Here is a 25,040-nt window from a genome sequence, read left to right as displayed (position 1 = left end):
GGCTTATGGCCGATATCCGATTCCCCCTCGCGATTGCCTCCGGACGCCACAGCGCGCCGGAAGCCGGCCTGCGCGCGCAAATCTCCCTCGCCGCGCTATCGCTATACCTACCGATCGGTTGCCGGGCCTAGCGCCCGTGGTAGCTCGGCAGCCACGCTCCGCCACAAGCCTGTTCCCTGTTCATCGCTTGCCTCCAGCCGGCCCACTCATGGCCCGCTGATGCCCCGGACCACTATCCCGGCCTGCCGAACAGGGTTCCCCGGAACCGAAACCGGAATTCATCCCGCCACACATCGGGAATATTGATCGAGGTGTACTGATGCTTGCCAACCCCGCCACCAAATACGTCCCCTTCGCGCCGTTCACGCGCGACTTCTCTGAACGCACCTGGCCCAGCCGCCGCATCACCCAGCCGCCCATCTGGATGAGCACCGACCTGCGCGACGGCAACCAGTCGCTGATCGAGCCCATGAGCGTCGAGCGCAAGCTGCGCTTCTTCGAGCAGCTGGTCAAGATCGGCTTCAAGGAAATCGAAGTGGGCTTTCCCGCCGCCTCGCAGACCGACTTCGACTTCGTGCGCAAGCTGGTCGACGAAAAGCGCGTTCCCGACGACGTCACCATCATCGTGCTGACCCAGTCGCGCGAAGACCTGATCAGCCGCACCGTCGAAGCCGCGGCGGGGGCCAAGCAGGCCATCGTGCACTTGTACAACGCCTGCGCGCCGGCGTTCCGCAAGGTGGTGTTCAACATGAGCAAAGACGAAATCAAGCAGATCGCCGTCTCGGGCACGCAGTGGGTCAAGCAGTACATGGGGCAGCATCCCGAAACGAAGTGGCGCTACGAATACTCGCCCGAGGTTTTCAGCACCACCGAGCCCGAGTTCGCGCTGGAAGTGTCCAACGCCGTGGCCGATGTCTGGCAGCCCACGCCCGACTGCAAGATGGTGCTGAACCTGCCGGCCACCATCGAAGCCACCTCGCCCAACCTGTACGCCGACCAGATCGAGTGGATGCACAAGAACCTGGCGCGCCGCGACAGCATCGTGCTGAGCGTGCACCCGCACAATGACCGCGGCACCGCCGTGGCCGCCGCCGAATTCGCCGTCATGGCGGGCGCCGACCGCATCGAAGGCTGCCTGTTCGGCAGCGGCGAGCGCACCGGCAACGTCGACCTGGTGACCCTGGCGCTGAACCTGTACACGCAGGGCGTGCATCCCGGCCTGGATTTTTCCGACATCGACGAAGTGCGCCGCTGCGCCGAATACTGCAACCAGCTGCCCGTGCACCCGCGCCATCCGTACGCCGGCGACCTGGTCTTCACCGCGTTCTCGGGCTCGCACCAGGACGCCATCAAGAAAGGCTTTGCGCAGCAAAAGCCCGACGCCATCTGGGAAGTGCCCTACCTGCCCATCGACCCCGCCGACCTGGGCCGCAGCTACGACGCCGTCATTCGCGTCAACAGCCAGTCGGGCAAGGGCGGGGTGTCGTACCTGCTCGAACAAGAGCACGGCCTGGTACTGCCGCGCCGCCTGCAGATCGAATTCAGCCGCGCCATCCAGCGCGTCACCGATGAAACGGGGCGCGAAGTCACGGCCGATGACGTACACACCATTTTCAACCGCGAGTACCTGGAGCAGCACAGCCCCTGGAAGCTGGTGCGCCACCGCATCGATGGCGACCCGGCCGCCGGACAGGGCAAGCAATTCAGCATCCAGGTCGAACTGGACTACAACGGCGAGCGCCGCGTGGTAACCGGCAGCGGCGACGGCGCGATCTCGGCGTTCGTGGCGGCGCTGGACGTACCCGTGCGCATCATGGACTACCACGAGCACGCCATTGGCACCGGCACCGACACGCGCGCGGCCAGCTATGTCGAACTGCGGGTGGGCGATTCGGCCACCGGCTTCGGCGTGGGCATCGACCGCGACATCGTCACCGCATCGTTCCAGGCCGTGCTCAGCGCCGTGAACCGGCACCTGGCCAACGGCGTGGCCGCCACCACCGACAGCGAGACCGCCCAGGCCGCGTGATCCGCGTTCCCAGGCACGAAGGCCCGCCTTACCCGGCGGGCCTTTTTATTTTCGCGATTGAATTCCGCGCGCGCCCGCAGGCGCCAGACCCCTGACGCCCTGATGCGCCACGCCATGCTCAGTGTCAGGCATCGACCTCGGGCCGCAGCACGTTCAGCACCCAGCGCGCGATGGCCAGGGTGCGGTGGTCGTCGCCGGGCCGGCCCACGGCCTGCAGCCCCACCGGCAGGCCCTGCGGGCCCGTGTCGAACGGCAGGTGCACGCAGGGGCAGCCGAACAGCGTCCACACGCGGCAGAACTGCGGGTCGCCGGTGCCCTGGTCGATGAAAGGCGCCTCGCCGCTGGCGCTGGGCGCCAGCAGGATGTCGTAGTCGTCGAACCACGGCTCGGCCCGGGCGCGCCCCTGGGCGGCGCGCGCCAGGTTGCCGCGGTGCTCGTCGGCGCTGATCTGGCAGCCGGCCTCGAGCAGCGCCTGCAGCGAGCCGCTCAGGCTGGCGGCATGGCGGGTACGCTCGAAAGCCAGCGACTGGGCGGCTTCGAAACTCATGATGTCGGCATGCACCTGCACCAGCGCGCACAAGTCGGGCGGCAGTTCCAGTTCGCTGATCTGCGCGCCGGCGCGCGACAGTGCGCTAGCGGCAAGTTCGTACGCCTTGCGGGTTTCGGGCAGTGTGTGGCGCCACTGCAAGGTGCGGTACATGCCGATGCGCGGGCGGGCGTCGTAGCCGAGTTCGCGCAGGGCCGGATCGCGCAGCAGCACCGAGGCGAACAGGGCGATGTCGTCGACGCTGCGGGCAAAGCCGCCCACGGTGTCCAGCGTGTCGGCCAGGCTTTTCAGGCCGGCGCGCGCCACGCGGCCGAATGACGGCTTGTAGCCCACCACGCCGCAGTATGCCGCCGGGCGGATGATGGAGCCGGCCGTCTGGGTGCCCAGCGCGAACGGCACCATGCAGTCGGCCACGGCCGCCGCCGAGCCGCTGGACGAGCCGCCGGGCGTATAGGCCGGATTGTGCGGATTGCGCGTGGGGCCCGGCTGGAACGTGGCGAACTCGGTGGTGACGGTCTTGCCCGCCACCAGCGCTCCGGCTTCGCGGCACAGCGCCACCGCGGCCGCGTCCAGGGGCGGGCGATGGCCTTCGTAGATGGACGAGCCGTAACAGGTGGGCAGGTCCCAGGTGGCGAACATGTCTTTCACGCCGAACGGCAGGCCGTGCAGCACGCCGCGCGTGGCGGATTGGTCGAGCGCGCGCGCCTGTTCGAGCGCCTGCGCCTTGTCGAGCGCGGCCCAGGCGCGCACGGCGTCGTCGCGCTGCTCGATGCGCGCGAAGCACGCGCGCAGCAGCTGCTCGGCGCCGAGTTCGCGGCGCGCCAACAATTGCGCGGCCTGTGTCGCGCTCAAGCGGTTCAGTTCTACAGCCATTGCCCCATACCCCTGCATCTGCAGCATCTTTTCTTGTATAACGCCTGCCGGTGACAGTTATTGCGTTGCCACAACCACCGCGGGCCGCCCGCCGGCGCATGGCGCGCGGCGCGCAGCTGGCGCGGCTTGCGGCGCCGCACCACCAGTTTTGATTGGCGTGGCGACAAAATCACGATACCGTATCTCGTGACATCTGGCTGTCATGCTTTACCCCTAGAATGAAATCGTTTTCATGGGTGAAACTGCCGTGCCCGACAAACCGCCGCACCGTCCGTCGATTCTGGAAATCGCCCGCAAGGCCGGCGTATCGCCGGCCACCGTGTCGCGCGCGTTCAACCAGCCCGAACTGCTGCGCCCCGAAACGCGGGCCCGCATCGAGGCCGTGGCGCAGCGCAGCGGCTTTCGCCCCAACCGCGTGGGCCGCAGCCTGCGCGCCGGGCGCACGCGCACCATCGGGCTGCTGCTGCCCACCCTGGCCAACCCGGTATTCGCCGACTGCTTCGAAGGCGCCGAGCAGCATGCGCGCGCGGCCGGCTACAGCGTGATGATGGGCATCACCGGCTACGACCCGTCGGTCGAGGCGGAATCGGTGCAGGCGCTGATCGACCATCAGATCGACGGCCTGATCCTTACCGTGGGCAACCCGGCCCGCAATGCCACGCTGCGGGCGCTGGACGCGGCCGGCATGCCGCACATCCTGGCCTACAACGAGTCCGGCTCGCATCCGTTCGTGTCGGTCGACAACAAGGCGGCCGCCCACGAAATGGTGGCGCGCCTGGCCGCGCTGGGGCATCGGCGCATCGCGTTCGTCAGCGGGCCGCTGCCCGCCTCCGACCGGGCGCGCCGCCGCCTGCAGGGCGCGCAGGCCTGCGCCCGCGAGCTGGGCCTGCCCGCCGTGGCGCACCTGGCCATGGCGGCCCATACCGAATCCAGCGCGCCGCTGCTGCGCAAGCTGCTGGCGCGCGGCGACGCGCCCACGGCCCTGTTCTGTTCCAACGACCTGCTGGCGGCCTCGGTCATTGCGCAACTGGCCGCGCTGCGCGTGCGCGTGCCGGACGACATCGCGGTATGCGGGTTCGACGGCGTCAGCATCGGCGCGCTGATGGTGCCGCCCCTGAGCACGGTGCAGCAACCCAGCCGCGAGATCGGCGCCACGGCTTGCGCCTTGCTGCTGGCGCGCCTGCAAGACGGCGGCGCCGCCACATCGGTGCGTCTGCCGCACCGCATCGTCGACGGCGGCACCGCCACCGCCGTCGCCTCTGCTGTTCCCCTCATAAGGAAACGTTCATCATGAAACCGCTCATCCGCACCGCGCTGCGCGCGGCCGCGCTGGCCCTGGCCCTGACCGGGGCCGCGGCGCAGGCGCAAAACGCCATCTGCTACAACTGTCCGCCTGAATGGGCCGACTGGGGCACCCAGTTGAAGGCCATCAAAAAGGCCACCGGCATCAATGTGCCCGCCGACAATAAAAACTCGGGCCAGTCGCTGGCCTCGATCGCCGCTGAAAAAGGCAACCCGGTGGCCGACGTGGTGTACTACGGCGTCACGTTCGGCATCCAGGCCGCGCAGGACGGGTTGGTGCAGGCCTACCGGCCGCAGCACTGGGACCAGATTCCCGCGGGCATGAAAGACCCCGACGGCAAGTGGTTCGCCATCCATTCGGGCGCGCTGGGCCTGATGGTGAACGTCGACGCGCTGGGCGGCAAGCCGGTGCCGCGTTCGTGGGCCGACCTGCTCAAGCCGGAATACCGCGGCATGGTGGGCTACCTGGACCCGGCCTCGGCCTTTGTCGGCTACGCCGGCGCGGTGGCCATCAACCGCGCCATGGGCGGCACGCTGGACGACTTCGGCCCGGCGCTGAACTGGTTCAAGAAAATGTCCGCCAACAATCCCATCGTGCCCAAGCAGACCGCCTACGCGCGGGTGCTGTCGGGCGAGATTCCGATCCTGATCGACTACGACTTCAACGCCTACCGCGCCAAGTACAAGGACGGCAGCAACGTCGAGTTCGTGATTCCGTCCGAAGGCACCATTGCCGTGCCTTACGTGATGAGCCTGGTGGCCGGGGCGCCGCACGCCGACAACGGCAAGAAGGTGCTGGATTTCACCCTGTCGGACCAGGGCCAGGCGATCTGGGCCAATGCCTTCCTGCGCCCGGTGCGGCCGGAAGCCATGTCGGCCGAGGCGCAGAAGAAATTCCTGCCCGCTTCCGAGTACGCCCGCGTCGGCACGGTGGATTACGGCAAGATGGCGGCCGGCCAGCGCGCGTTCTCGCAGCGCTACGCGCAAGAGGTGAACTGATGCGGCCGGCGCACGCCGCCCCGGCGCGGACCCGAGGACGCTGACATGGCCCGCCGCGGATGGATCTGGTTCGCCGTGCCCGCGGCGACGCTGTTCCTGGCGTTCTGGCTGCTGCCGATGGCTGGCCTGGCGCTGGTCGGCGCCGAGATCAAGAACGGCCAGTCGGCCTACCTGACGGTGCTGACCCGCTCGCAGTATTGGGTCAGCCTGTTCAACACGGTGGCGCTGTCGCTGGCCGCCACGCTGGCCACGCTGCTGCTGGCGCTGCCGGTGGGCCGCTTCCTGGCCTGGCACCGCGATTTCCGGGGACGGCGGCTGCTGATGTCGCTGCTGATGTTTCCGCTGGCGTTTCCCGGCGTGGTGGTGGGCTTCCTGATCATTCTGCTGGCGGGACGCCAGGGCGTCATCGGCAACCTTACCGACTGGCTGGCGGGCGAACGCATGGTGTTCGCGTACGGCATGGGCGGGCTGTTCCTGGGCTACCTGTATTTTTCGCTGCCGCGCTGCATCGGCGTGCTGGCGGCCGCGGCCGAACAGGTCGATGCCAGCCTGCTGGAAGCGGCGCGCACGCTGGGGGCCAGCCCATGGCGGCGATTTGTCGACATCGAGCTGCCGGCCCTGACGCCGGCCCTGATCGGCGCGGGCGCCATGAGCTTCGCCACCAGCATGGGCGCCTTCGGCACCGCCTTCACCCTGGCCACCCAGATCGACGTGCTGCCCATCACCATCTACAACGAGTTCACCAACTACGCCAACATTCCCGTGGCGGCCGCCCTGTCGATTGTGCTGGGCCTGGCCACCTGGGCCGTGCTGTACGTGGCGCACAGCCTGGCCGGCGCGCGCCTGGGCGCGGCGGGCTAGGAACCGCCAACACGCAAAGGATGCCGGCATGAACGCTTCCAAGACCGACACCCGCCTGGGCCTGGCCGTTACGCTGGCGGTGGCGGCCTTCCTGATCGGGCCGGTGGTGCTGTCGGTGCTGGCCGGCCTGACCAAGAACTACTTCGTGGGCCTGTCCAGCGGCCTGACCCTGCGCTGGGTCGGGCAAGTGTGGTCGCTGTATGCCGACACCATCTGGCGCTCGTTCGCGGTGGCGCTGCTGACGCTGGCCATCTGCACCGTGGTGGGCGTGCCGGCCGCCTGGGTGCTGACGCTGTATCGCGGCCGGCTGGCGCGCGCGCTGGAAGAACTGCTGACGCTGCCGGTGGCCGTGCCCGGCCTGGCCTCGGCGCTGGCGCTGATCGTGTCGTGGGGCACGGTGCGCGGCCTGCGCGGCAGCATCTGGTTCATTGTGATCGGCCACGTGCTGTTCACCCTGCCGTTCATGGTGCGCGCCGCGCGCGCCAGCATGCGCGGCGCCGACCTGGCCACGCTGGACGAGGCCGCCGCCACGCTGGGCGCGTCGCGCACGCAGCGCTTCCTGCAGATCGTGGTGCCCAATGCCGCATCCGGCATCGTCACCGGCGCGCTTACCGTGCTGACGCTGTCGATCGGCGAATTCAACCTGACCTGGCTGCTGCACACGCCGCTGACCAAGACCCTGCCGGTCGGCCTGGCCGACAGCTACGCCTCGATGCGGCTGGAGATCGCCTCGGCCTACACGCTGGTGTTCCTGCTGATGCTGGTGCCGCTGCTGGTGGGGCTGCAGTGGCTGGCCGCGCGCGGCGACCGGCCGTCCCGCCTTGCCTCTACCCGGATCCCGTCATCATGACCGACCCTGTTGCCATTACCCTGACCCGCTGCGCCAAGACCTGGCCGGACGGCTCGCGCGCCCTGCAGCCCATCGACCTGCAAGTGCGGGGCGGCGAGACGCTGGCGCTGCTGGGTCCGTCGGGCTGCGGCAAGACCACGCTGCTGCGCCTGATATGCGGCCTGGAGCAGGCCGACGCGGGCGCGTCGATCCGCTTCGGCGACGATGAGGTCACGGCGCTGCCGCCCGAAGCGCGCGGCGTGGGCGTAGTGTTCCAGAGCTACGCGCTGTTTCCCAACATGTCGGTGGCGCAGAATGTGGTCTATGGCCTGCGCGTGCGCGACGTAGGCGCGGCCGAGCGCGACCGGCGCGCGCGCGAGCTGCTGGCGCTGGTGCGGCTGGAGGGCTTTGCCGACCGCCGCGTCGACCAGCTGTCCGGCGGCCAGCGGCAGCGCGTGGCGCTGGCGCGCGCCCTGGCCATCGAGCCGCGCGTGCTGCTGCTGGACGAACCGCTGACCGCGCTGGACGCCAAGCTGCGCGAGCACCTGCGTGTCGAGCTGGCCCAGATGCTGCGCCAGCTGCGCGTCACCACGGTAATCGTCACGCACGACCAGGACGAGGCCATGATGCTGGGCGACCGCATTGCCGTCATGTCGGCCGGGCACCTGGAGCAGGTGGGCACGGCCGAGGCCCTGTACCGCGAGCCGGCCAGCGATTTCGTGGCCGAGTTCCTGGGCACCCTGTGCCGCGTGCAGGCGGGGCTGCAGGGCGGCGTGCTGGTGGCGGGCGCCGGCAGCCTGGCGTTCCGCCCGCACGAAGCGCGGCTGGAGCCGGCGCGCGCCGGCGCCTTGCCCGCGCGCGTGCTGGCGCGTTTTTTCCTGGGCGGCTCGGTGCGCTATGAAATCGGGCTGGACGACGGCCAGCGCTTTCCCGTGGTGGCGCCCGCCCACAGCGGCCACGCGGCGGGCGAAACCGTCAGCGTCGTGGTGGCCCCCGGGCCGGCCGGCGCCCCCGGCGGCCACGCATGAACGGGCCCTGGCCTGCTGCTTGCGGCACGCTGCCGTGCCGCGCCTTGTTGATTCGGGATATTTCTCATCATGCTTATCGCACAGATCACTGACCTGCATATCCGCATGCCGGGCCAGAAGGCTTATCGCGTGGTCGAGACCGACCGCTACCTGCCGCCGGCCATCGATGCACTGAACCGGCTGGACCCCGCGCCCACGCTGGTGATCATCAGCGGCGACCTGACCGACTTCGGGCGCCCGCAGGAATACGCCCACCTGAAAGGCATGCTGGACGGCCTGCGCGCGCCGTACTTCCTGATGCCGGGCAACCACGACGCGCGCGCAGAGCTGGTGGCCGCCTTCCCCGCGCACCGCTACCTGCGGGACATGGACGATTATGTGCAGTACACAGTGGAAGACCATCCGCTACGCCTGCTGATGCTGGACACCGTGGTGCCCATGCAAAGCCACGGCGCGCTGTGCGCGCGGCGGCTGCAATGGCTGCGCGAACGCCTGGCCGAACAGCCCGGCCGCCCCACCGCCATTGCCATGCATCATCCGCCGTTCGCCACCGGCATCGCCCACATGGACGCCATCGGCCTGCTGGAGGGCGCGGCCGAGCTGGAACAGATCGTGGCGGCGCATCCGAATGTCGAAAGAATCCTGTGCGGCCATTTGCACCGCACCATTTTCCGGCGTTTCGGCGGCACCGTGGCCTCGACCTGCCCCGGCCCGGCCCACCAGGTGGCGCTGGACCTGCGGCCCGACGGGCCCTCGGCTTTCGTGATGGAGCCGCCGGGCTTTCATCTGCACGAATGGCGCGAGGGCGCGCTGGTGACGCACCACGCCTACATCGGCGCCTATGCGGGCCCGTACCCCTTTCATGAAGGCGGAACCCTGATCGACGAATGACCGGGGCCCCGGCCCTGACACGGCGGCGTCATGTTTGCACCGCAGAATGAAAAGGATTTCATTTGCCGCCAGAATGACAGCCTGACATTACATATCCAATAACCATGTCCACGCTCATCCTGGAAGACCTGACCAAGCAATATGGCGAGGCCGCCGCGATCCAGGGCGTCGGCTTCACCGCGCCCGCGGGCAGCTTCACCGTGCTGCTGGGGCCGTCGGGCTGCGGCAAGTCGACCACGCTGCGCATGATCGCGGGGCTGGACACGCCCACCTCGGGCCGCATCCGCATCGGCGACCGCGACGTTACCCTCCTGCCGCCGTCGCAGCGCCATATCTCGATGGTGTTCCAGTCGTATGCCCTGTTCCCGCATCTGTCGGTGCGCGAGAACATCCTGTTCGGCCTGAAGGTCCGTAAAGAACCGGCGGCCGACTACCCGCGCCGCCTGCAGCGCGTGGCCGAGCTGCTGGGCCTGTCGCCGCTGCTGGACCGCAAGCCCTCGCAGCTGTCGGGCGGGCAGCAGCAGCGCGTGGCGCTGGGCCGCGCGGTCATTTCCGAAGCGCCGGTGTGCCTGATGGACGAACCGCTGTCGAACCTGGACGCGCAGCTGCGCCACGACATGCGGCGCGAGATCCGCGCCCTGCAGCAGGCGCTGGGCATCACCATGGTGTATGTCACGCACGACCAGACCGAAGCCATGAGCATGGCCGACCAGGTGGTGCTGCTGCGCAACGGCCGCATCGAGCAGCTGGACACGCCCGACGGGTTGTATGCCCGGCCCGCCACCGAGTTCGCGGCGCGCTTCATCGGCACGCCCCCCATGAACCTGATCGGCCTGGCCGAGCAGGGCGGCGCGCACGTCATCGACGGCCTGCGGGATGCGCCCGTGCCGCACGCGCCGCCCGGCGCGGCGCGCCTGGGCGTGCGCCCCGAACACATACGCATCGATGCCGATGGACGGCCCGCCAGCGTGGAAAGCGTGGAGTACTTCGGCGCCGATTCCATCGTGGTGTGCCGCATGGGCAACAGCAGCGGCGTGGCCGTGCGCGTGGCGGGACACCTGCGCGCCACCGCCGGCGACGCGCTGGGCCTGTCGTGGCGGCCCGAGCACCAGCATTTCTTCGCCGCCGACACGGCGGTCATCTCCACCCCCGGGCGCTCCGGCGCCGGTTCCCTCTAGGAAAAGCCATCATGCGACGCATCGCCCTCAAAGCCCTGGCAGCCGCCCTGGCCGGCGCCTTTTTCTCGCTGCCGCTGTATGCGCAGGACAAGCCCGTAGAAGTCGAGTTCTACTACCCGGTGGCCGTGGGCGGCCCCATTACCAAGATCGTCGACGACATGGTCGCGGCGTTCGAGAAAGACAACCCCGGCATCGACATCAAGCCCATTTACGCCGGCTCGTACCAGGACTCCATCGCCAAGGCCCTGACCGCGCTGAAGGGCGGCACGCCGCCGCAGCTGGCGGTGCTGCTGTCGACCGACATGTTCACGCTCATCGACGAAGACGCCATCGTGCCCGTCGACGGGCTGGCCAAGTCCGACGCCGACAAGAAATGGCTGGGCGGGTTCTACGACGCCTTCATGCAGAACAGCCGCACTGGCGGCCACGTGTGGGGCGTGCCGTTCCAGCGCTCGACCATCGTGATGTACTACAACAAAGACCTGTTCAAGGCGGCCGGCCTGGACCCCGAACACGCCCCCGCCACCTGGGACGAGCTGGTCGACTACAGCAAGAAGCTCACCAAGAAAGATGCGTCCGGCAACGTCACGCAGTGGGGCATCAAGATCCCGTCGGGCGGCGCATTCGCGTACTGGCTGTTCCAGGCCCTGACCACGCCCAACGACGCCATCCTGATGAACGAGGAAGGCAACCAGGTGTACCTGGACAAACCCGCGGTGATCGAGGCGGCGCAGTTCTGGAACGACCTGTCGGCCAAGCACGGGGTGATGCCGCGCGGCACGGTCGACTGGGGCACCACGCCCAAGGACTTCCTGGAAAAGAAAGCGGCCATCGTCTGGACCACCACCGGCAACCTGACCAACATCCGCAAGAACGCCGACTTCCCGTTCGGCGTGGCCATGATGCCCAAGGCCAAGCGCGGCGGCAGCCCCACCGGCGGCGGCAACTTCTATATTTTCAAGAGCGGCACGCCCGAGCAGCAGGCGGCCGCGCTGAAGTTCGCGCAGTGGGCCACCACGCCGGAACGCGCGGCCGACTGGAGCATCGCCACCGGCTACGTGGCCGTCACGCCGGCGGCGTGGGAAACCGACAAGATGAAGAAGTACGCCGCCGAAGTACCCGCCGCCACCGTGGCGCGCGACCAGCTGTCGGTCAGCGTGGCCGAGTTCTCCACCCACGAGAACCAGCGCGTGACCAAGTCGCTGAATGACGCCCTGCAGGCCATGCTGACCGGCTCGAAGACGCCGCAGCAGGCCATGGCCGACGCGCAGCGCGAGGCCGACCGCATCCTGCGTGCTTACCGCTAAGGCGCCGGGGCGATGAACCGGTCCCTGCAGGCGGTGTATGGCTGGCTGCTGCTGCTGCCGGCCCTGGTGCTGCTGGCCGCGTTCACGCACTACCCGGCGCTGGCCACGCTGTGGCACAGCTTTTTTTCCACCCCGCGGGGCAGCCGGCCGGCGCGCTTCGTGGGGCTGGAAAACTACGCATTGATGCGCGACGACCCGGTGTTCTGGCAGGCGCTCTGGAACAACCTGTGGTTCGCGCTGGGCACCATCCCCCTGTCGATCGCCATCGCGCTGGTCATGGCCCTGTGGGTCAACCGCAACCTGGCCGGCCGCGGTTTCCTGCGCATGGCTTACTTCACGCCCACCGTGCTGCCCATGGTGGCCGTGGCCAACATCTGGCTGTTCTTCTACACCCCGCAGTACGGCCTGATCGCGCAGGTCATGCACTGGTTCGGCGCGGCCGGCCCGAACTGGCTGGGCAGCCGCGACACAGCCCTGCCGGCGCTGATGGTCGTCACCATCTGGAAAGAAGCCGGCTTCTTCATGATTTTCTACCTGGCCGCCCTGCAGACCGTCTCGCCCTCGCTGCGCGAGGCGGCGCTGCTGGAAGGCGCCTCGCGCTGGCAGTACTTCCGGCGCGTGCTGTGGCCGCTGCTGATGCCCACCACGCTGTTCGTGCTGGTCAACGCGCTGATCAACGCCTTCCGGCTGGTCGACCACGTGGTGGTGATGACGCGCGGCGGGCCCGACAATGCCAGCACGCTGCTGCTGTTCTACATCTACCAGGTGGGCTTCAGTTTCTGGGACACGTCATACGCGGCCACGCTGACCGTGGTGCTGCTGCTGATACTGGCCGTCACCGCGCTGGTGAAGTTCCGCTGGCTCGACCGCAGGACGCACTACCAATGACCCGCAAGCTCGACACCCTGGGCGCCTGGCTGCTTGGCCTGCTATGGATACTGCCGCTGGCCTATGCGCTTTGGGCCGCGTTCCATCCCCCCGCCTACGCCACCCGCTTCGACCTGCTGGCCCCCCTGACGCTCGAGAACTTCAGCCGCGCCTGGCACGCGGCGCCGTTCCCGCGCTATTTCCTGAACACCTTCATGCTGGTCACCATGGTGCTGGCGGCGCAGCTGGTGCTGTCGACCCTGGCGGGCTATGCCTTCGCCCGCTTCGAATTCCGCGGGCGCGACCTGGTCTTCATGCTGGTGCTGCTGCAGCTGATGATCATGCCCGATGTGCTGCTGGTGGAAAACTACCGCTCGATGAGCCTGCTGGGCGTGCGCGATACGGTGTTCGCGGTGGGCCTGCCGTACTTCGCCTCGGCCTTCGGCATCTTCCTGCTGCGGCAAACCTTCAAGACCGTGCCGCGCGAGCTGGAAGAAGCCGCGCGCGTGGAAGGCGCCGGGCCGCTGCAGGTGCTGATGAAGGTGTACGTGCCGCTGGCCAGGCCCATCTATGTGGCCTATGGCCTGGTATCGGTCAGCCACCACTGGAACAACTTCCTGTGGCCGCTGATCATCACCAACTCGGTGGAGTCGCGGCCGTTGACCGTGGGCCTGCAGGTGTTCGCCGCCACCGACCAGGGCATCGACTGGTCGGTCATCACGGCAGCCACGCTGCTGTCGGCCGCGCCGCTGCTGGTGGGGTTCCTGCTGTTCCAGCGGCAGTTCGTGCAGTCGTTCATGCGCGCCGGGATACGCTAGGGCCTGCTCAGGCCTTGGGCGCGCGCATGCCCGCGCTCAAGAACCGCACCATCTGGCCGATGGCCTCGTCGGCCGAGGCCGGAGCATGCGGCGCGCTGTCGGGAAACGCCTGCGGCACGCGCGTCATGCGCACCGTGCCCGCCATGGCGTAGATCAGCGCGCCCACCATCAGGTTGTAGCGCCAGATGACGTCCTCTAGCTGCAAGTCGGGCAAGCCCTGGCACAGGGCCTCGACGAAGCGGCTGCGCACCGGCTCGTAGTACTCCAGCAAGAACGCGTCTTCACCCGGCATGGCGAACACACGCGCCAGGAACTGCATGACCACCAGCGCCGGACGCCCGCTGGGGTCGACAAAGTCGGTCAGTTTCATGGGCGGCGTGATGAAGGCGCGGATCACGCTTTTCAGGTAGTCGCCGCCCTGCCGCAGCCGGCACTGGCCGAGCATGGCCAGGCGCTCTTCGTTCACCGGCACCACGCGGCGCCGGAACATGGCCTCGAACAGCTGGCGCTTGGAGCCGAAGTAGTAGCTGATCGCCGCCACGTTCACGCCCGCCACATTCGCGATGGCGCGGATGGACAGCCCCTCGAACCCTTCGCGCGCGCAGATTGTCTCGGCCACGTCCAGGATCTCGGTGCGCGTCTGCTCGCCCAGGGCGGTGCGGGCTTTGGCGGGTACGGCGGCAAGGGCGGCCTCGGAGGCCGGCTTCGAAGTGTTCATGAAAGTGGCAGCAACAACGAAGGGTACGAGTGGGCGCGTGGCCGCACAGGGACGGTTATAGCGGCTTCGGCATCTTACAGGGCCATTCGGGCCCGATTTAAAACAACTGTTTATTTTTTATCAGGGTCTTATCGAACAATTCCATAGAATTCCGACCTATTGGATAGAAATTATAAACAAAAGTCTCTTATTTCAAAAACTGCTTGCCGTAATTTATCGCAAATACTAGGATTCAATTTAATAACGCGGCAGATGAGCCGGGATTTTCCGCTCAACACGCCCAAAAAATAAATCAATCGATTGTTTTAATTCGGAGAGACAAGCATGAGCGATCCAGTGATCCTGACCTGTGCCGTCACGGGCGGAGACGACGTGGCCGCCAAATACCCCCAGCTGCCCGTCACGCCGCGCCAGATCGCCCAGGCTTCGGTCGAGGCGGCGCGGGCAGGGGCCGCCATCGTCCACATCCACGTGCGCGATCCGCAGACCGGCAAACCCAGCATGGCCGTCGAGCACTACCGGGAAGTCGTGCAGCGCATTCGCGACAGCGGCTCGGACGTCATCGTCAACCTGACTACGGGCCCGGGCGCGCGCTATGTGCCCGCGCTGGACCAGACCAACGGCGCGGCGCCCGGCTCGAACGTGCGCCCCCCGCAGGAACGGGTGCGCCATGTGGCCGAACTGCGGCCCGAAATCTGCACCCTGGACATGGGCTCGGTGAATTTCGGCGCCGGCGCGCTGGTCAATACCGCCAGCCAGATTCAGGCCATCGCGGCAGCCATTCCGGCCGGCGTGAAGATCGAACTGGAAATCTTCGACACCGGGCACCTGGCGCTGGCCAACAAGATGATCGCCGACGGCATCATCGCGGCCGACTCGATCTTCCAGTTCGCGCTGGGCATCCCGTGGGGGGCGCCGGCCACTACCGAAACCATGCTGCTGCTGCGCAATGCCATCGGCCGCGACGCGGTATGGGCCGCCTTCGGCATCGGGCGGCACGAGTTCCCCATGGTGGCGCAGGCGCTGCTGCTGGACGGCCAGATCCGCGTCGGCCTGGAAGACAATTTCTACCTGGACAAGGGCGTGCAGGCGCAATCGAACGCGCAACTGGTCGAGAAGGCGGCCGGCATTGCCGCCGCGCTGGGCCGCGACCTGGCCACGCCGGCGCAGGCGCGCCAGCGGCTCGGGCTGGCGGCGCGGTAAGCCATGGCCATGCTCAGGATCGCCTGCGTCCAGCTGTGCCCCGGCAATGACATGGACGCCAATCTGCGCGCCATACGCGCCCGCGTGGACGAAGCCGCGGCCGCCGGCGCGCAGCTGGTGATGCTGCCGGAATTCGCCGCCTTCCTGGACCGCAGCGGCCGCGCCATGGCGCAGGCCGCCGCCGGCATGCACGCGCATCCGGCGCTGCGGGCCCTGCAGGACTGCGCCCGCGAGCACGCCGTCTGGCTGCTGGCCGGCAGCCTGACCGTCAGGCTGGATCCGCCGTCGGAAAAGCTGGCCAACCGCGGCATCCTGCTCGATGACGCCGGACGCATCGCCGCGCAGTACGACAAGGTGCACCTGTTCGACGCCCGCCTGCCCGACGGCCGCGAAATCGCCGAATCGCGCGCCTACCAGGCGGGCGCGCACGCGGCGCTGGCCGAGACCCCCTGGGGGCCGGTGGGGTTGAGCATCTGCTATGACCTGCGCTTTCCGGCCCTGTACCGCGCGCTGGCGCAGGCCGGCGCCGTGCTGCTGTGCGTGCCTTCGGCATTCGCGCTGGAAACCGGCGGCGCGCACTGGCATGCGCTGCTGCGCGCCCGCGCCATCGAGAACGGCTGCTACGTCGCCGCCGCCGCCACCTGCGGCGAGCATCCCGGCCGCTGGCACACGTATGGGCATTCGCTGGTGGTCGATCCCTGGGGCGCGGTGGCGGCCGAAGCGGGCGACGCCCCCGGCATCCTGCTGTGCGACCTGGACCTGGACGCCGCGGCGCGCACGCGCGCCTGCCTGCCTTCACTGGCGCACGACCGGCCCTTCCAGGTGCGGCGCTTTTCTTTTCCCACCCCTTAGCGCGGACTGACTCATGCCGATCATCAATGCACCGGAATACCGTTCCCGATTCGTCGCGGCCGCCAGCATGCCCTGGCAGCCCACGGATTTCGACGGCATCGAAATGAAGATCCTGTACCAGGACGAGGCCGGGCGCTCGACCATCCTGTTCAAGCTGGCCCCGGGCGCCGTGGTGCCCAGCCACGAACACACGGCCCTGGAAATGACTTACATGCTGGAAGGCACGCTGGTCGACGATGAAGGCAGCGCCAGCGCGGGCGACTTCGTCTGGCGGCCCGCGGGCAACCGCCACATCGCCCACGCGCCGCAGGGCGCCGTGTTCCTGTCGATATTCAACCGGCCCAATCTGTTCGACGATGGCCGGCCGTTCTTCGCGCGCGGCGAGCAGGGCGAACCATGAAACAGCGCCAGGCCGACCCGGCGCCCGCCGGCGCGCTGACCCTGGCCGCCGTGGGCGACCTGTACCTGGGCGCGGCGCTGCGCGGCGAGCAGCACCCGGCATTTCTGGATGCCGTGGACATGCTGCGCACCGCGGATGTGCGCCTGGGCAACCTGGAATGCCTGCTGCTGGACGGCGATATGCCGGGCGCCGCCGAGGCGCCGGGCGCGTGGGCCGGCGCGCCGGCCGGCCTGGGCGACGAGCTGCGGTGGCTGGGCATGGATGTGCTGTCCACCGCCAACAACCATGCCGGCGACTACGGCGATGCCGGCCTGACCAGCACCTGGAATACGCTGCGCCGGCTGGGCATCGCGCAGGCCGGCACCGGCCCCGACCTGGCCGCGGCCCGCCAGCCGGCCTGTGTGGACACGCCGGCCGGGCGGCTGGCGGTGGTGGCGGCTTCGTCGTCGTACCTGCCGCCGGCCCGGGCCGGGCGGCACGGCGTGGGGCTGCCCGGGCGCCCGGGAATGGCGCCGCTGCGCTTCGGCACGGCGTACCGCGTGGATGCCGCCGCCTTCGATGCGCTGCGGCGCATCGCCGCGCAGCTGCCGGCGCAGGCGCAGGGCCGGCACCGCGAACGCGCCCTGGCCCGCGACTACAACCGCGAGCATGGCGCCGCGGACGCCGACCGGCTGTCGTTCTTCGGCGCCGAATTCATCCGCTCCGACGGCTGCGGCACGCTGTCCTGGCCCGCCCCGGACGACCTGCGCGACCTGGAAGACAGCATACGGCAGGCCCGCACACAGGCGGACTTCGTGGTGGCCTGCCTGCACACCCACGAATACGACAGCGACCCGCAGCACCCCGCCGCGTTCGCCGTGGCCGCCTGCCGGCGCGCCATCGAGGCGGGCGCCGACGCGGTCATCGGCCACGGCGAACACGGCGTGCGCGCCGTCGAGATCTGGCAGGGGCGGCCCATTTTCTACGGCATCGGCGCCTTCGTGTTCCAGCCGTACCTGTATCCGCGCCAGCCGGCCGACTTCCTGGAAGCCTATGCCATGCGCGACGCCACGCTGGCGCAGGCCTACCAGACGCGCCGCGAGCGCGCCGGCTTCTTCCAGCGGCCCGACTACTGGGAAGCCTTGCTGCTGCGGCTGTCGCTGCACCGGCAGGGGCCGCCCTCGTTCGACATCCATCCGGTCACGCTGTGGCAGCCCGGGCAGGGCGCGCCCACCGGCGTGCCCCACCTGGCCCGCAACGCCGACGGCATGCGGCTGCTGGCCAAGGTCGAGGCCTGCAGCCGCGCCCACGGCACGCGGCTGCGGCTGGATGAACACGCTTGCGTATTGCGCGGCCCTTGAGGGCCGCCGGCAAACCGGCGCGCCACGGCGCATTTCTTTCCACTGACAGGAATCCTCATCATGAAACTCTGGTATCAGCTGGTGTCCTCGGAAACAGGCATGCAGCATTTCATCGCGGCCACGCAGGCCCTGTGCGACAGCGCCGCCGCCCCCGACACGCAGGTCGAGGTGCGCGGCACCCGGCAGGGCGCCCTGGGCGATCAGTACCGCCTGTTCTGGAACTACGACGTGCGCGAAATCATCGACAACGCACTGCGCATCCGCAAAGAAGGCGGGTACGACGCCTTCGTGCTGGCCAACTCGCTGGACCCGGCCCTGGTCGAGCTGCGCGAAATCATGGACATCCCGGTCGTGTCATTCATGGAAGTGTGCTGTTTCCATGCCTGCACCATGGGCGAACGCTTCGGCCTGGTGGTGCCCAACATGAAGATGGTGCCGCGCTATCGCGAAATACCCATCGGCTACGGCCTGCGCGACCGCCTGAGCAGCGTCGAGGGCATCGAGTTCGACAACATCCGCGGCTTCGATGCCGTGTTCACCGACCAGGCGCTGGGCGACGACTGCGTGGCGCAGATTCTGGCCGCCAGCCGCCGCTGCATCGCCCAGGGCGCCGAAGTGGTCATCCCCGCCGGCCCGTCCACCAGCCTGCTGGCGCAGCGCGGCATTTTCGAGGTCGACGGCGTGCCGCTGCTGGACTGCTACCGGCTGCTGGTGAAGGCGGCCGAACTGGCCGTCGCCATGCGCCAGCTGACCGGCGTGCACGTCAGCCGCAAGCTGCTGTACCAGGCCCCGCCGCAGGAATACATCGAACGCGTGGCGCAGGTGCGCAACATCGATGCGCTGCGCGGATAACCCCTTGCCTTGCTACCAAAGGAGACTGTGATGACGAAGAAAGTAATGCTGGTGGTCGAGTTCGAAATCAAGCCGGACCACCGCGACAAGTTCCTGACCATCATGCACGGCCACGCCAGCCGCACCGCGCGGCGCGAAAGCGAATGCCTGCAGTTCGACGTGCTGCTGCCCGACGACGAGCCGCACAAGGTGTTCCTGGTCGAGGCCTACACCAGCCGCGCGGCGCTGGACGACCACATGGAGAACTCGGGCCTGAAGTTCGTGCGCGAGACCTACAAAGACTGGATCGTCAGCCGCCAGATCACGATCTGCGACGTGCTGGCCTAGGCCGGCGGGGCACGCCCATGGAACCGCAACGCCTGGCCATCAACCAGATCACCACGCCGCGCTGGTCGCTGGCCGAAGCGGCGCAGGGCTATGCGCGGCAGGGCGTGGGCGGCATCGGCGTGTGGCGCGACAAGCTCGCCGAATGCGGGCTGCCGCAGGCGCGCCGCCTGCTGCGCGACACCGGGCTGCGGGTGCCGTCGCTATGCAAGGCCGGCGACCTGGCGCAGCTGGATGCGCGAGGGCCGCACGCGGCGCTGGAAGACTGCAGGCGGGCCATCGACGAGGCGGCCGCGATCGGCGCGGCCACCGTGGTGTTCGTGGGCGGGGGCATGGGCGCGCATGCCAGCCTGCAGGACGCGCGCGGCCGGCTGTTCGAAGTGCTGCAGGATGCGGCGGCCTTCGCCCGCCAGGCCGGCGTCAGCCTGGGCATCGAACCGTTCCACCCCATGCACGCGGCCGAGCGCGGCTGCGTCAACACCCTGGCGCAGGCCCACCGCCTGTGCCAGGCCCTGGGCGGGGCCACCAGCGTGGTGCTGGATGTTTTCCATTGCTGGTGGGACCCCGACCTGCACACCTACCTGGCCCCGCCTTACCTGGCTGCCGTGTCCACCGTGCAGCTGTGCGACTGGCGCGTGCCCACCCGCCATCCCGTGACCGACCGCGCCATGGTCGGCGACGGCGCGGCCGACGTGGCCGGGCTGGTGCGCCGCCTGGAAGCAAACGGCTATCGCGGCCCCTATGAAGTCGAGATTTTCTCGACCGACTGGTGGGAACGCGACCCGGCCGACGTTACCCGGCTATGCGTGCAGCGCTGCCTGGCGCTGGACCGCGCCTGACCGGGCCACAAGACAAGGCGCGCATGCGCCATACAGGAGACAGACATGTTCACACTGATTTCCCCCACGGCCGGCCGTCTGCCGGCCGGCAAGCGGCTGCTGGCCGCGCTGGCGGCCACCCTGGCCCTGTGGGGCGGCGCCGTCCAGGCCGCCGCCTGGCCGTCGCAGCCCCTGCGCATCATCGTGCCCTATACCGCCGGCGGCGCGGTCGACGCCCTGGCGCGCCTGACCGGCCAGTACCTGGCGCCGCGCGTCGGGCAGCCCATCCTGATCGAGAACAAGCCGGGCGCCGGCTCGAACATCGGCATGGAAGCCGCGGCCCACGCGGCGCCCGACGGCTACACGCTGCTGATGGCGGCCAACTCGCTGGCCACCAACAATTCGCTGTATCCGGACCTGCGCTTCAATGGCCTGCGCGACTTCGCGCCGGTGGCGCAGATCGGCTATGCGCCGCTGATGATCGTGGTGCCCGCCGATTCGCCCATACACAGCCTGCGCGAGCTGCTGGAAACCGCCCGCAAGTCGCCGGGCAAGCTCAGCTACGCGAGTTCCGGCAACGGCAGTTCGTCGCACCTGGCCGGCGAATCGCTGAAGATCGCCGCCGGCATCGACGTGCTGCACGTGCCGTACCGCGGCGCCGCGCCCGCCATGACCGACCTGCTGGGCGGACGCATTTCGTACATGGCGGTCAACCCGGCCGAGGCCGCGCAGCACATCAAGGCCGGCCGCCTGCGCGCGCTGGCGGTGGCCGCCCCGCAGCGCCTGGCCATCCTGCCCGATGTGCCCACCGCCGCCGAGGCGGGCCTGCCCGGCTATGAAGAAGCCGTCTGGTGGGGCCTGGTGGCGCCGGCCGGCACGCCGGCCGCCATCGTGACGCGCCTGAACCACGACGTGCGCGCCGCGCTGGACGAACCCGCCATGAAGGCGCGCCTGGACGCGCTGGGCGTGATCGAACGGCCGGGCCCGCCCGACCAGTTCGCCGCCTTCATCAAGGCCGAGACCGCCCGCGCGCGGCAGGTCATCCAGACCGCCCACATCAAGCCCAACTGAACGGCCCCGCCAAGGACATTGCCATGAAAACCTGCCAAGCATTCCTGGCCGCCGCGGCGCTGGCCGCGGCTCCCTGGCTGGCCCAGGCCGGCTATCCCGAAAAACCCATCCACATCATCGTGGGCGCGGCCGCCGGCGGCCCCACCGACCAGACCGCGCGCGTCGTGGGCGAGCGCATGTCGGCCGAACTGGGCGTGCCGGTCGTGGCGCAGAACATCGCGGGCGGCGGCGGCAGCCTGGGGGCGGCCGCCGCCGCCCGGGCCCGGCCCGACGGCTATACGCTGCTGATGGGCACCATCAGCACCCATGGCGCCAATCCGTCGCTGTACAAGCACCTGAATTACGACGCGATCAAGGACTTCACCCCGATCTCGATGCTGGTCACCTACCCGCTGGTGGTGGTGGTGAACCCGCAGCAGGTGCCGGCGCGCACGCTGGGCGAACTGATCAGCTACGCCCGCGCGCACCCCGGCAAGCTGAACCGGGGATCGGCCGGCGTGGGCACATCGATGCACCTGTCCGGCGAGCTGTTCGACAGCATGGCCGGCATCAAGACCACGCACGTGGCCTACAAGGGCAGCGCGCCGTCCATGAAAGACCTGGTGGGCGGGCAGATCGACCTGTCGTTCGAGAGCCTGGCGGTGGCGCTGCCGCACATCCAGTCGGGGCGCCTGCGGGCGCTGGCCGTCACGGGCGAGGCCCACAGCCCGCTCTTGCCCGGCGTGCCCACGGTGGCGGAAACGCTGCCGGGCTACCATTTCTCGGCCTGGCTGGGGCTGGTGGCGCCGGCGGGCACGCCCCCGGCGGCTATCGCATTGCTGAATGGCGCGGTGCGCCAGGCGCTGGCCGACCCCGGGGTGGTTCAGGCGCTGCAGGCGCAGGCCGCGCAGCCCACCTGGAGCACGCCCGAAGCCTTCGGGAAATTGATCGCCAGCGACATCGCGCGATTGCGCGAACTGATACAGACGGCCGGCATCGCGCCGCAATGAACCAGCCCGGGGGCGGACGCCGCCCCCGGGCCGGCGCGGTTCAATAGCCGACCGACAGCCCCGGCAGGTCGACGATGATGCGCGGCTTGTCCAGCGCCAGGGCGGCGTGCTGGGCGAACTCGCGGCTTTCCTTGGCGTCGGACGTCAGCACGTCGTAGCCCAGCGCATCGGCCACGCCCATGATCTTGTCCAGCAGCAGCACTTTGCCGCTGGGCCGCAGCGGCTCGCAGCCCAGCGTGTCCCAGGCGGCCTCGAACCAGTCGCGCGCGTCGCTGGCGGCCTGCGGGGAAGGCGCCACGTCCACAGACAGATCGACGGTCCGCCGGGTGTCGAATATGACAGTCACGTCGCTGCGCATGGCAGGCCTCCGTAAGGTGTAAGAAAACGTGGCGCCAGTATGCTGCGCCGGGGCGCCGGAGACTGTCGCACCTGCGACATTGCCGGCCTACCAGCCCTTGGAGGCTTCCCAGGTGACGTCGGCGCCTTCGGCCAGCGAGCGGCGCATCATGTCCAGCAGCGGAAACGCCCGCTGGTGCAGCTCGACGCCCTGCGTCACGGGATGCAGCGACTTGTCGTGGTGGTCGGCGTCGCCGTCATCGCCGGCGTGGGCGCGGTCGTCGGCGGCCACGGCCGCCTCGATGCCGTCGATGGCCGCCTGCAGCTGCTCGCAGGTGAACACGCCGCGCTCGGGGACATCGTCGCCGAACGACTTGCCGGCCGCGCGCAGCAGCGGGGCGGCATTCTGCGACAGCATCAGGATCTCGGCGACCGCCTTGGAATGGAACTTGATGAGCATATTGCGGGCTCCCTGAATAGATACTTCCATACACTACCCCAATGCGCGGGCCGACGCCAATGGCAGGATACGAGCATGCCTGCCACCCCCGGGGCCAGACCCGCCCCGCCAGCGGCCGGATGCCGGGCCGGCAGGGGAAAACACGCCAAATCACGCTATGATCTAGGATATTCCCGTGAATACCATGGTTTTCGACACGCATAATTTCGTCAAACGGCTGACCGCCGCGGGCATGCCCCTGGGGCAGGCCGAAGTGCTGGCCGAAGAACAGGCCCGGCTGATCGACACGCGGCTGGCCACCAAGAACGACCTGGTGCGCGCCGTTGGCTCCCTGGCCACCAAAGACGCCCTGACCGCAGTCCAGACCGATGTCGTGCTGCTGAAATGGATGATGGGCGTCGTGCTGGCCGGCGTGCTGTCGCTGATCCTCAAAACCTTCTTCTGATTCCTCCATGCTCCCCGAGCAACAACAACAACTTATTTCGCTGATCCAGGCCGCCGTCGCGCGCGTGCTGCCCGATGCCCAGGCCCAGGTGCTGCTCGAGCGCCCCAAGGTCGCCGCCCACGGTGACGTGGCCACCAACGTCGCCATGCAGCTGGCCAAGCCCGCGCGCCGCAACCCGCGCGAACTGGCCCAGGGCATCGTCGACGCCCTGATGGCCGAAACCGCGGCGCGCGCCCTGGTCGAAAGCGCCGAGATCGCCGGCCCGGGCTTCATCAATTTCCGCATTACCGCGGCCGCCCGCCAGGCGGTCGTCCAGGCCGTGGCCGAGCAGGGCGAGGCCTACGGCCGCGCCGCCGCCACGGGCGAAAAGGTGCTGGTCGAATTCGTGTCGGCCAACCCCACCGGCCCCCTGCACGTGGGCCATGCCCGCCAGGCGGCGCTGGGCGACGCCATTTGCCGCCTGTACACGGCCACCGGCCGGGATGTCACCCGCGAGTTCTATTACAACGACGCCGGCAACCAGATCCAGAACCTGGCCGTCAGCGTGCAGGCGCGCGCCCGCGGCATCGCCCCCGATTCGCCCGATTACCCGGCCGACGGCTACAAGGGCGACTACATCGTCGACATCGCGCAAGACTTCATCGCCGGCAAGACCCTGCAGGCGGCCGACGGCGCGGCCGTCACGGCCACCGGCAACGTCGACAGCCTGGACGACATCCGGGTGTTCGCCGTGGCCTACCTGCGCCGCGAACAAGACCTGGACCTGCAGGCCTTCGGCCTGGCTTTCGACAACTACTACCTGGAAAGCTCGCTGTACACCTCGGGCCGGGTCGAGCAGACCGTGCAGGCGCTGGTGGCCAAGGGCCACACCTACGAGCAGGACGGCGCGCTGTGGCTGCGCACCACCGAACTGGGCACCGGCGACGACAAAGACCGCGTCATGCGCAAGAGCGAAGGCGGCTACACGTATTTCGTGCCCGACGTGGCCTACCACAAGGCCAAATGGGAACGCGGCTTCCACCACGCCGTGAACATCCAGGGCAGCGACCACCACGGCACCGTGGCGCGCGTGCGCGCCGGCCTGCAGGCGCTGGAAGAGGGCATTCCCAAAGACTACCCCGCATACGTGCTGCACAAAATGGTGAAGGTGATGCGCGGCGGCGAAGAGGTCAAGATCTCCAAGCGCGCCGGCAGCTATGTCACCCTGCGCGACCTGATCGACTGGGTGGGCCGCGACGCGGTGCGCTACTTCCTGATCCAGCGCCGCGCCGACACCGAATTCGTGTTCGACATCGACCTGGCGCTGTCGAAAAGCGACGAGAACCCGGTGTACTACATCCAGTACGCCCACGCCCGCATCTGCTCGATGATCGCCAACGCCGGGGCCGACGACGCCCGCATCGCGCAGGCCGACGCCGCCCTGCTGACGGCGCCCTCCGAATTCGCGCTGATGCAGCGGCTGGCCGGCTTCCCGCAGATCGTGGCGCAGGCCGCGCAAGAACTGGCGCCGCACCACATCGCCTTCTGGCTGCGCGACTGCGCATCCGACTTCCACGCCTGGTACAACGCCGAGCGCGTGCTGGTCGACGACGAATCCCTGAAGCTGGCCCGCCTGCGCCTGGCCGCCACGACGCGGCAGGTGCTGGCCAACGGCCTGGCGCTGCTGGGCGTGTCCGCCCCGCAACGGATGTAAGCTGCACCCC

Annotated in this window: 26 protein-coding genes; 22 read left to right on the top strand and 4 right to left on the bottom strand. The window is 68.9% G+C overall.

Annotated features, from left to right (window positions below; all coding sequences use genetic code 11):
- Positions 1-316: 316 nt before the first annotated feature.
- Positions 317-2,029 (top strand): 2-isopropylmalate synthase, encoded by a 1,713-nt coding sequence (leuA, locus tag J2P76_RS21930; protein WP_207410655.1) that lies wholly within the window; start codon positions 317-319, stop codon positions 2,027-2,029.
- 124 nt (positions 2,030-2,153) lie between these two features.
- Here leuA and J2P76_RS21925 read toward each other — a convergent pair whose 3' ends face one another.
- Positions 2,154-3,449, bottom strand: coding sequence for an amidase (locus J2P76_RS21925; protein WP_207410020.1), 1,296 nt, complete (start codon positions 3,447-3,449; stop codon positions 2,154-2,156).
- Between the two features lie 232 nt (positions 3,450-3,681).
- On the opposite strand from J2P76_RS21925, the gene J2P76_RS21920 reads away from it, so the two are divergent.
- From J2P76_RS21920 to J2P76_RS21875, 10 genes are all read left to right on the top strand, one after another.
- Entirely contained in the window at positions 3,682-4,743 is a 1,062-nt protein-coding gene (locus J2P76_RS21920) for a LacI family DNA-binding transcriptional regulator (RefSeq protein WP_242697640.1), read from the top strand.
- Positions 4,740-5,750, top strand: coding sequence for an ABC transporter substrate-binding protein (locus J2P76_RS21915; RefSeq protein ID WP_207410019.1), 1,011 nt, complete (start codon positions 4,740-4,742; stop codon positions 5,748-5,750). Before J2P76_RS21920 ends, J2P76_RS21915 begins: the two co-directional genes overlap by 4 nt.
- A 45-nt stretch (positions 5,751-5,795) precedes the next feature.
- The gene (locus J2P76_RS21910) at positions 5,796-6,611 is read left to right on the top strand and encodes an ABC transporter permease (RefSeq protein ID WP_207410018.1); all 816 of its coding nucleotides are present in this window, start codon (positions 5,796-5,798) and stop codon (positions 6,609-6,611) included.
- Positions 6,612-6,639: 28 nt separating this feature from the next.
- Complete coding sequence (locus J2P76_RS21905) at positions 6,640-7,461, top strand: ABC transporter permease (RefSeq protein ID WP_207410017.1); 822 nt, start codon at positions 6,640-6,642, stop codon at positions 7,459-7,461.
- Positions 7,458-8,468 (top strand): ABC transporter ATP-binding protein, encoded by a 1,011-nt coding sequence (locus J2P76_RS21900; RefSeq protein ID WP_207410016.1) that lies wholly within the window; start codon positions 7,458-7,460, stop codon positions 8,466-8,468. Before J2P76_RS21905 ends, J2P76_RS21900 begins: the two co-directional genes overlap by 4 nt.
- A gap of 69 nt (positions 8,469-8,537) precedes the next feature.
- A complete protein-coding gene (locus J2P76_RS21895) occupies positions 8,538-9,359 on the top strand; it encodes a phosphodiesterase (RefSeq protein WP_207410015.1) in 822 nt (273 codons plus the stop codon).
- Between the two features lie 104 nt (positions 9,360-9,463).
- Positions 9,464-10,537, top strand: a complete 1,074-nt coding sequence (locus tag J2P76_RS21890) for an ABC transporter ATP-binding protein (RefSeq protein ID WP_207410013.1) — start codon at positions 9,464-9,466, stop codon at positions 10,535-10,537.
- An 11-nt stretch (positions 10,538-10,548) separates the two neighbouring features.
- Positions 10,549-11,844, top strand: a complete 1,296-nt coding sequence (locus J2P76_RS21885; protein WP_207410011.1) for an ABC transporter substrate-binding protein — start codon at positions 10,549-10,551, stop codon at positions 11,842-11,844.
- Positions 11,845-11,856: 12 nt separating this feature from the next.
- Positions 11,857-12,732, top strand: a complete 876-nt coding sequence (locus J2P76_RS21880) for a carbohydrate ABC transporter permease (RefSeq protein ID WP_207410010.1) — start codon at positions 11,857-11,859, stop codon at positions 12,730-12,732.
- Complete coding sequence (locus J2P76_RS21875; protein ID WP_207410008.1) at positions 12,729-13,529, top strand: carbohydrate ABC transporter permease; 801 nt, start codon at positions 12,729-12,731, stop codon at positions 13,527-13,529. Before J2P76_RS21880 ends, J2P76_RS21875 begins: the two co-directional genes overlap by 4 nt.
- A 7-nt stretch (positions 13,530-13,536) precedes the next feature.
- Here J2P76_RS21875 and J2P76_RS21870 read toward each other — a convergent pair whose 3' ends face one another.
- Positions 13,537-14,247, bottom strand: coding sequence for a TetR/AcrR family transcriptional regulator (locus J2P76_RS21870; RefSeq protein ID WP_207410006.1), 711 nt, complete (start codon positions 14,245-14,247; stop codon positions 13,537-13,539).
- Positions 14,248-14,571: 324 nt separating this feature from the next.
- Here J2P76_RS21870 and J2P76_RS21865 point away from each other — a divergent pair, with 324 nt between their 5' ends.
- The 9 genes from J2P76_RS21865 to J2P76_RS21825 are packed head-to-tail and all read left to right on the top strand — an operon-like array spanning position 14,572 to position 22,096.
- Positions 14,572-15,450 carry a 3-keto-5-aminohexanoate cleavage protein gene (locus J2P76_RS21865; RefSeq protein WP_207410005.1) on the top strand — a complete coding sequence of 293 codons (879 nt, stop codon included), beginning with the start codon at positions 14,572-14,574 and terminating at the stop codon, positions 15,448-15,450.
- A gap of 3 nt (positions 15,451-15,453) precedes the next feature.
- Positions 15,454-16,302 carry a carbon-nitrogen hydrolase family protein gene (locus J2P76_RS21860; RefSeq protein WP_207410003.1) on the top strand — a complete coding sequence of 283 codons (849 nt, stop codon included), beginning with the start codon at positions 15,454-15,456 and terminating at the stop codon, positions 16,300-16,302.
- Between the two features lie 13 nt (positions 16,303-16,315).
- Positions 16,316-16,702 carry a cupin domain-containing protein gene (locus tag J2P76_RS21855; RefSeq protein ID WP_207410002.1) on the top strand — a complete coding sequence of 129 codons (387 nt, stop codon included), beginning with the start codon at positions 16,316-16,318 and terminating at the stop codon, positions 16,700-16,702.
- Positions 16,699-18,042: a CapA family protein gene (locus J2P76_RS21850; protein WP_207410001.1), complete on the top strand. Its 1,344-nt coding sequence runs from the start codon at positions 16,699-16,701 to the stop codon at positions 18,040-18,042. The genes J2P76_RS21855 and J2P76_RS21850 overlap by 4 nt, the downstream gene beginning before the upstream one ends.
- Positions 18,043-18,102: 60 nt before the next feature.
- Positions 18,103-18,894, top strand: a complete 792-nt coding sequence (locus J2P76_RS21845) for an aspartate/glutamate racemase family protein (RefSeq protein WP_207410000.1) — start codon at positions 18,103-18,105, stop codon at positions 18,892-18,894.
- A 30-nt stretch (positions 18,895-18,924) separates the two neighbouring features.
- Positions 18,925-19,221, top strand: coding sequence for a putative quinol monooxygenase (locus J2P76_RS21840; protein WP_207409999.1), 297 nt, complete (start codon positions 18,925-18,927; stop codon positions 19,219-19,221).
- 17 nt (positions 19,222-19,238) lie between these two features.
- Entirely contained in the window at positions 19,239-20,057 is an 819-nt protein-coding gene (locus tag J2P76_RS21835) for a sugar phosphate isomerase/epimerase family protein (RefSeq protein ID WP_207409998.1), read from the top strand.
- Between the two features lie 45 nt (positions 20,058-20,102).
- A complete protein-coding gene (locus J2P76_RS21830; RefSeq protein WP_207409997.1) occupies positions 20,103-21,107 on the top strand; it encodes a tripartite tricarboxylate transporter substrate binding protein in 1,005 nt (334 codons plus the stop codon).
- 23 nt (positions 21,108-21,130) lie between these two features.
- The gene (locus J2P76_RS21825; RefSeq protein WP_207409996.1) at positions 21,131-22,096 is read left to right on the top strand and encodes a Bug family tripartite tricarboxylate transporter substrate binding protein; all 966 of its coding nucleotides are present in this window, start codon (positions 21,131-21,133) and stop codon (positions 22,094-22,096) included.
- Between the two features lie 40 nt (positions 22,097-22,136).
- On the opposite strand, the gene J2P76_RS21820 is transcribed toward J2P76_RS21825, so the two are convergent.
- Complete coding sequence (locus tag J2P76_RS21820; RefSeq protein ID WP_207409995.1) at positions 22,137-22,454, bottom strand: hypothetical protein; 318 nt, start codon at positions 22,452-22,454, stop codon at positions 22,137-22,139.
- An 87-nt stretch (positions 22,455-22,541) separates the two neighbouring features.
- Positions 22,542-22,892, bottom strand: coding sequence for a DUF1840 domain-containing protein (locus J2P76_RS21815; protein ID WP_207410649.1), 351 nt, complete (start codon positions 22,890-22,892; stop codon positions 22,542-22,544).
- Between the two features lie 175 nt (positions 22,893-23,067).
- On the opposite strand from J2P76_RS21815, the gene J2P76_RS21810 reads away from it, so the two are divergent.
- Both J2P76_RS21810 and argS read left to right on the top strand, forming a co-directional pair.
- Positions 23,068-23,337, top strand: a complete 270-nt coding sequence (locus J2P76_RS21810; protein ID WP_207409993.1) for a DUF1640 domain-containing protein — start codon at positions 23,068-23,070, stop codon at positions 23,335-23,337.
- 7 nt (positions 23,338-23,344) lie between these two features.
- Entirely contained in the window at positions 23,345-25,030 is a 1,686-nt protein-coding gene (gene argS, locus J2P76_RS21805; protein ID WP_207409992.1) for an arginine--tRNA ligase, read from the top strand.
- The last annotated feature ends 10 nt before the right edge of the window (positions 25,031-25,040 follow it).

Source organism: Bordetella petrii, from assembly GCF_017356245.1.
In the GTDB taxonomy this organism is placed as follows: Bacteria; Pseudomonadota; Gammaproteobacteria; order Burkholderiales; family Burkholderiaceae_B; genus Bordetella_A; species Bordetella_A petrii_D.
The sequence above is the reverse complement of the archived record's forward strand: the minus strand, read 5'-3'. Positions and strand labels throughout refer to the sequence as shown.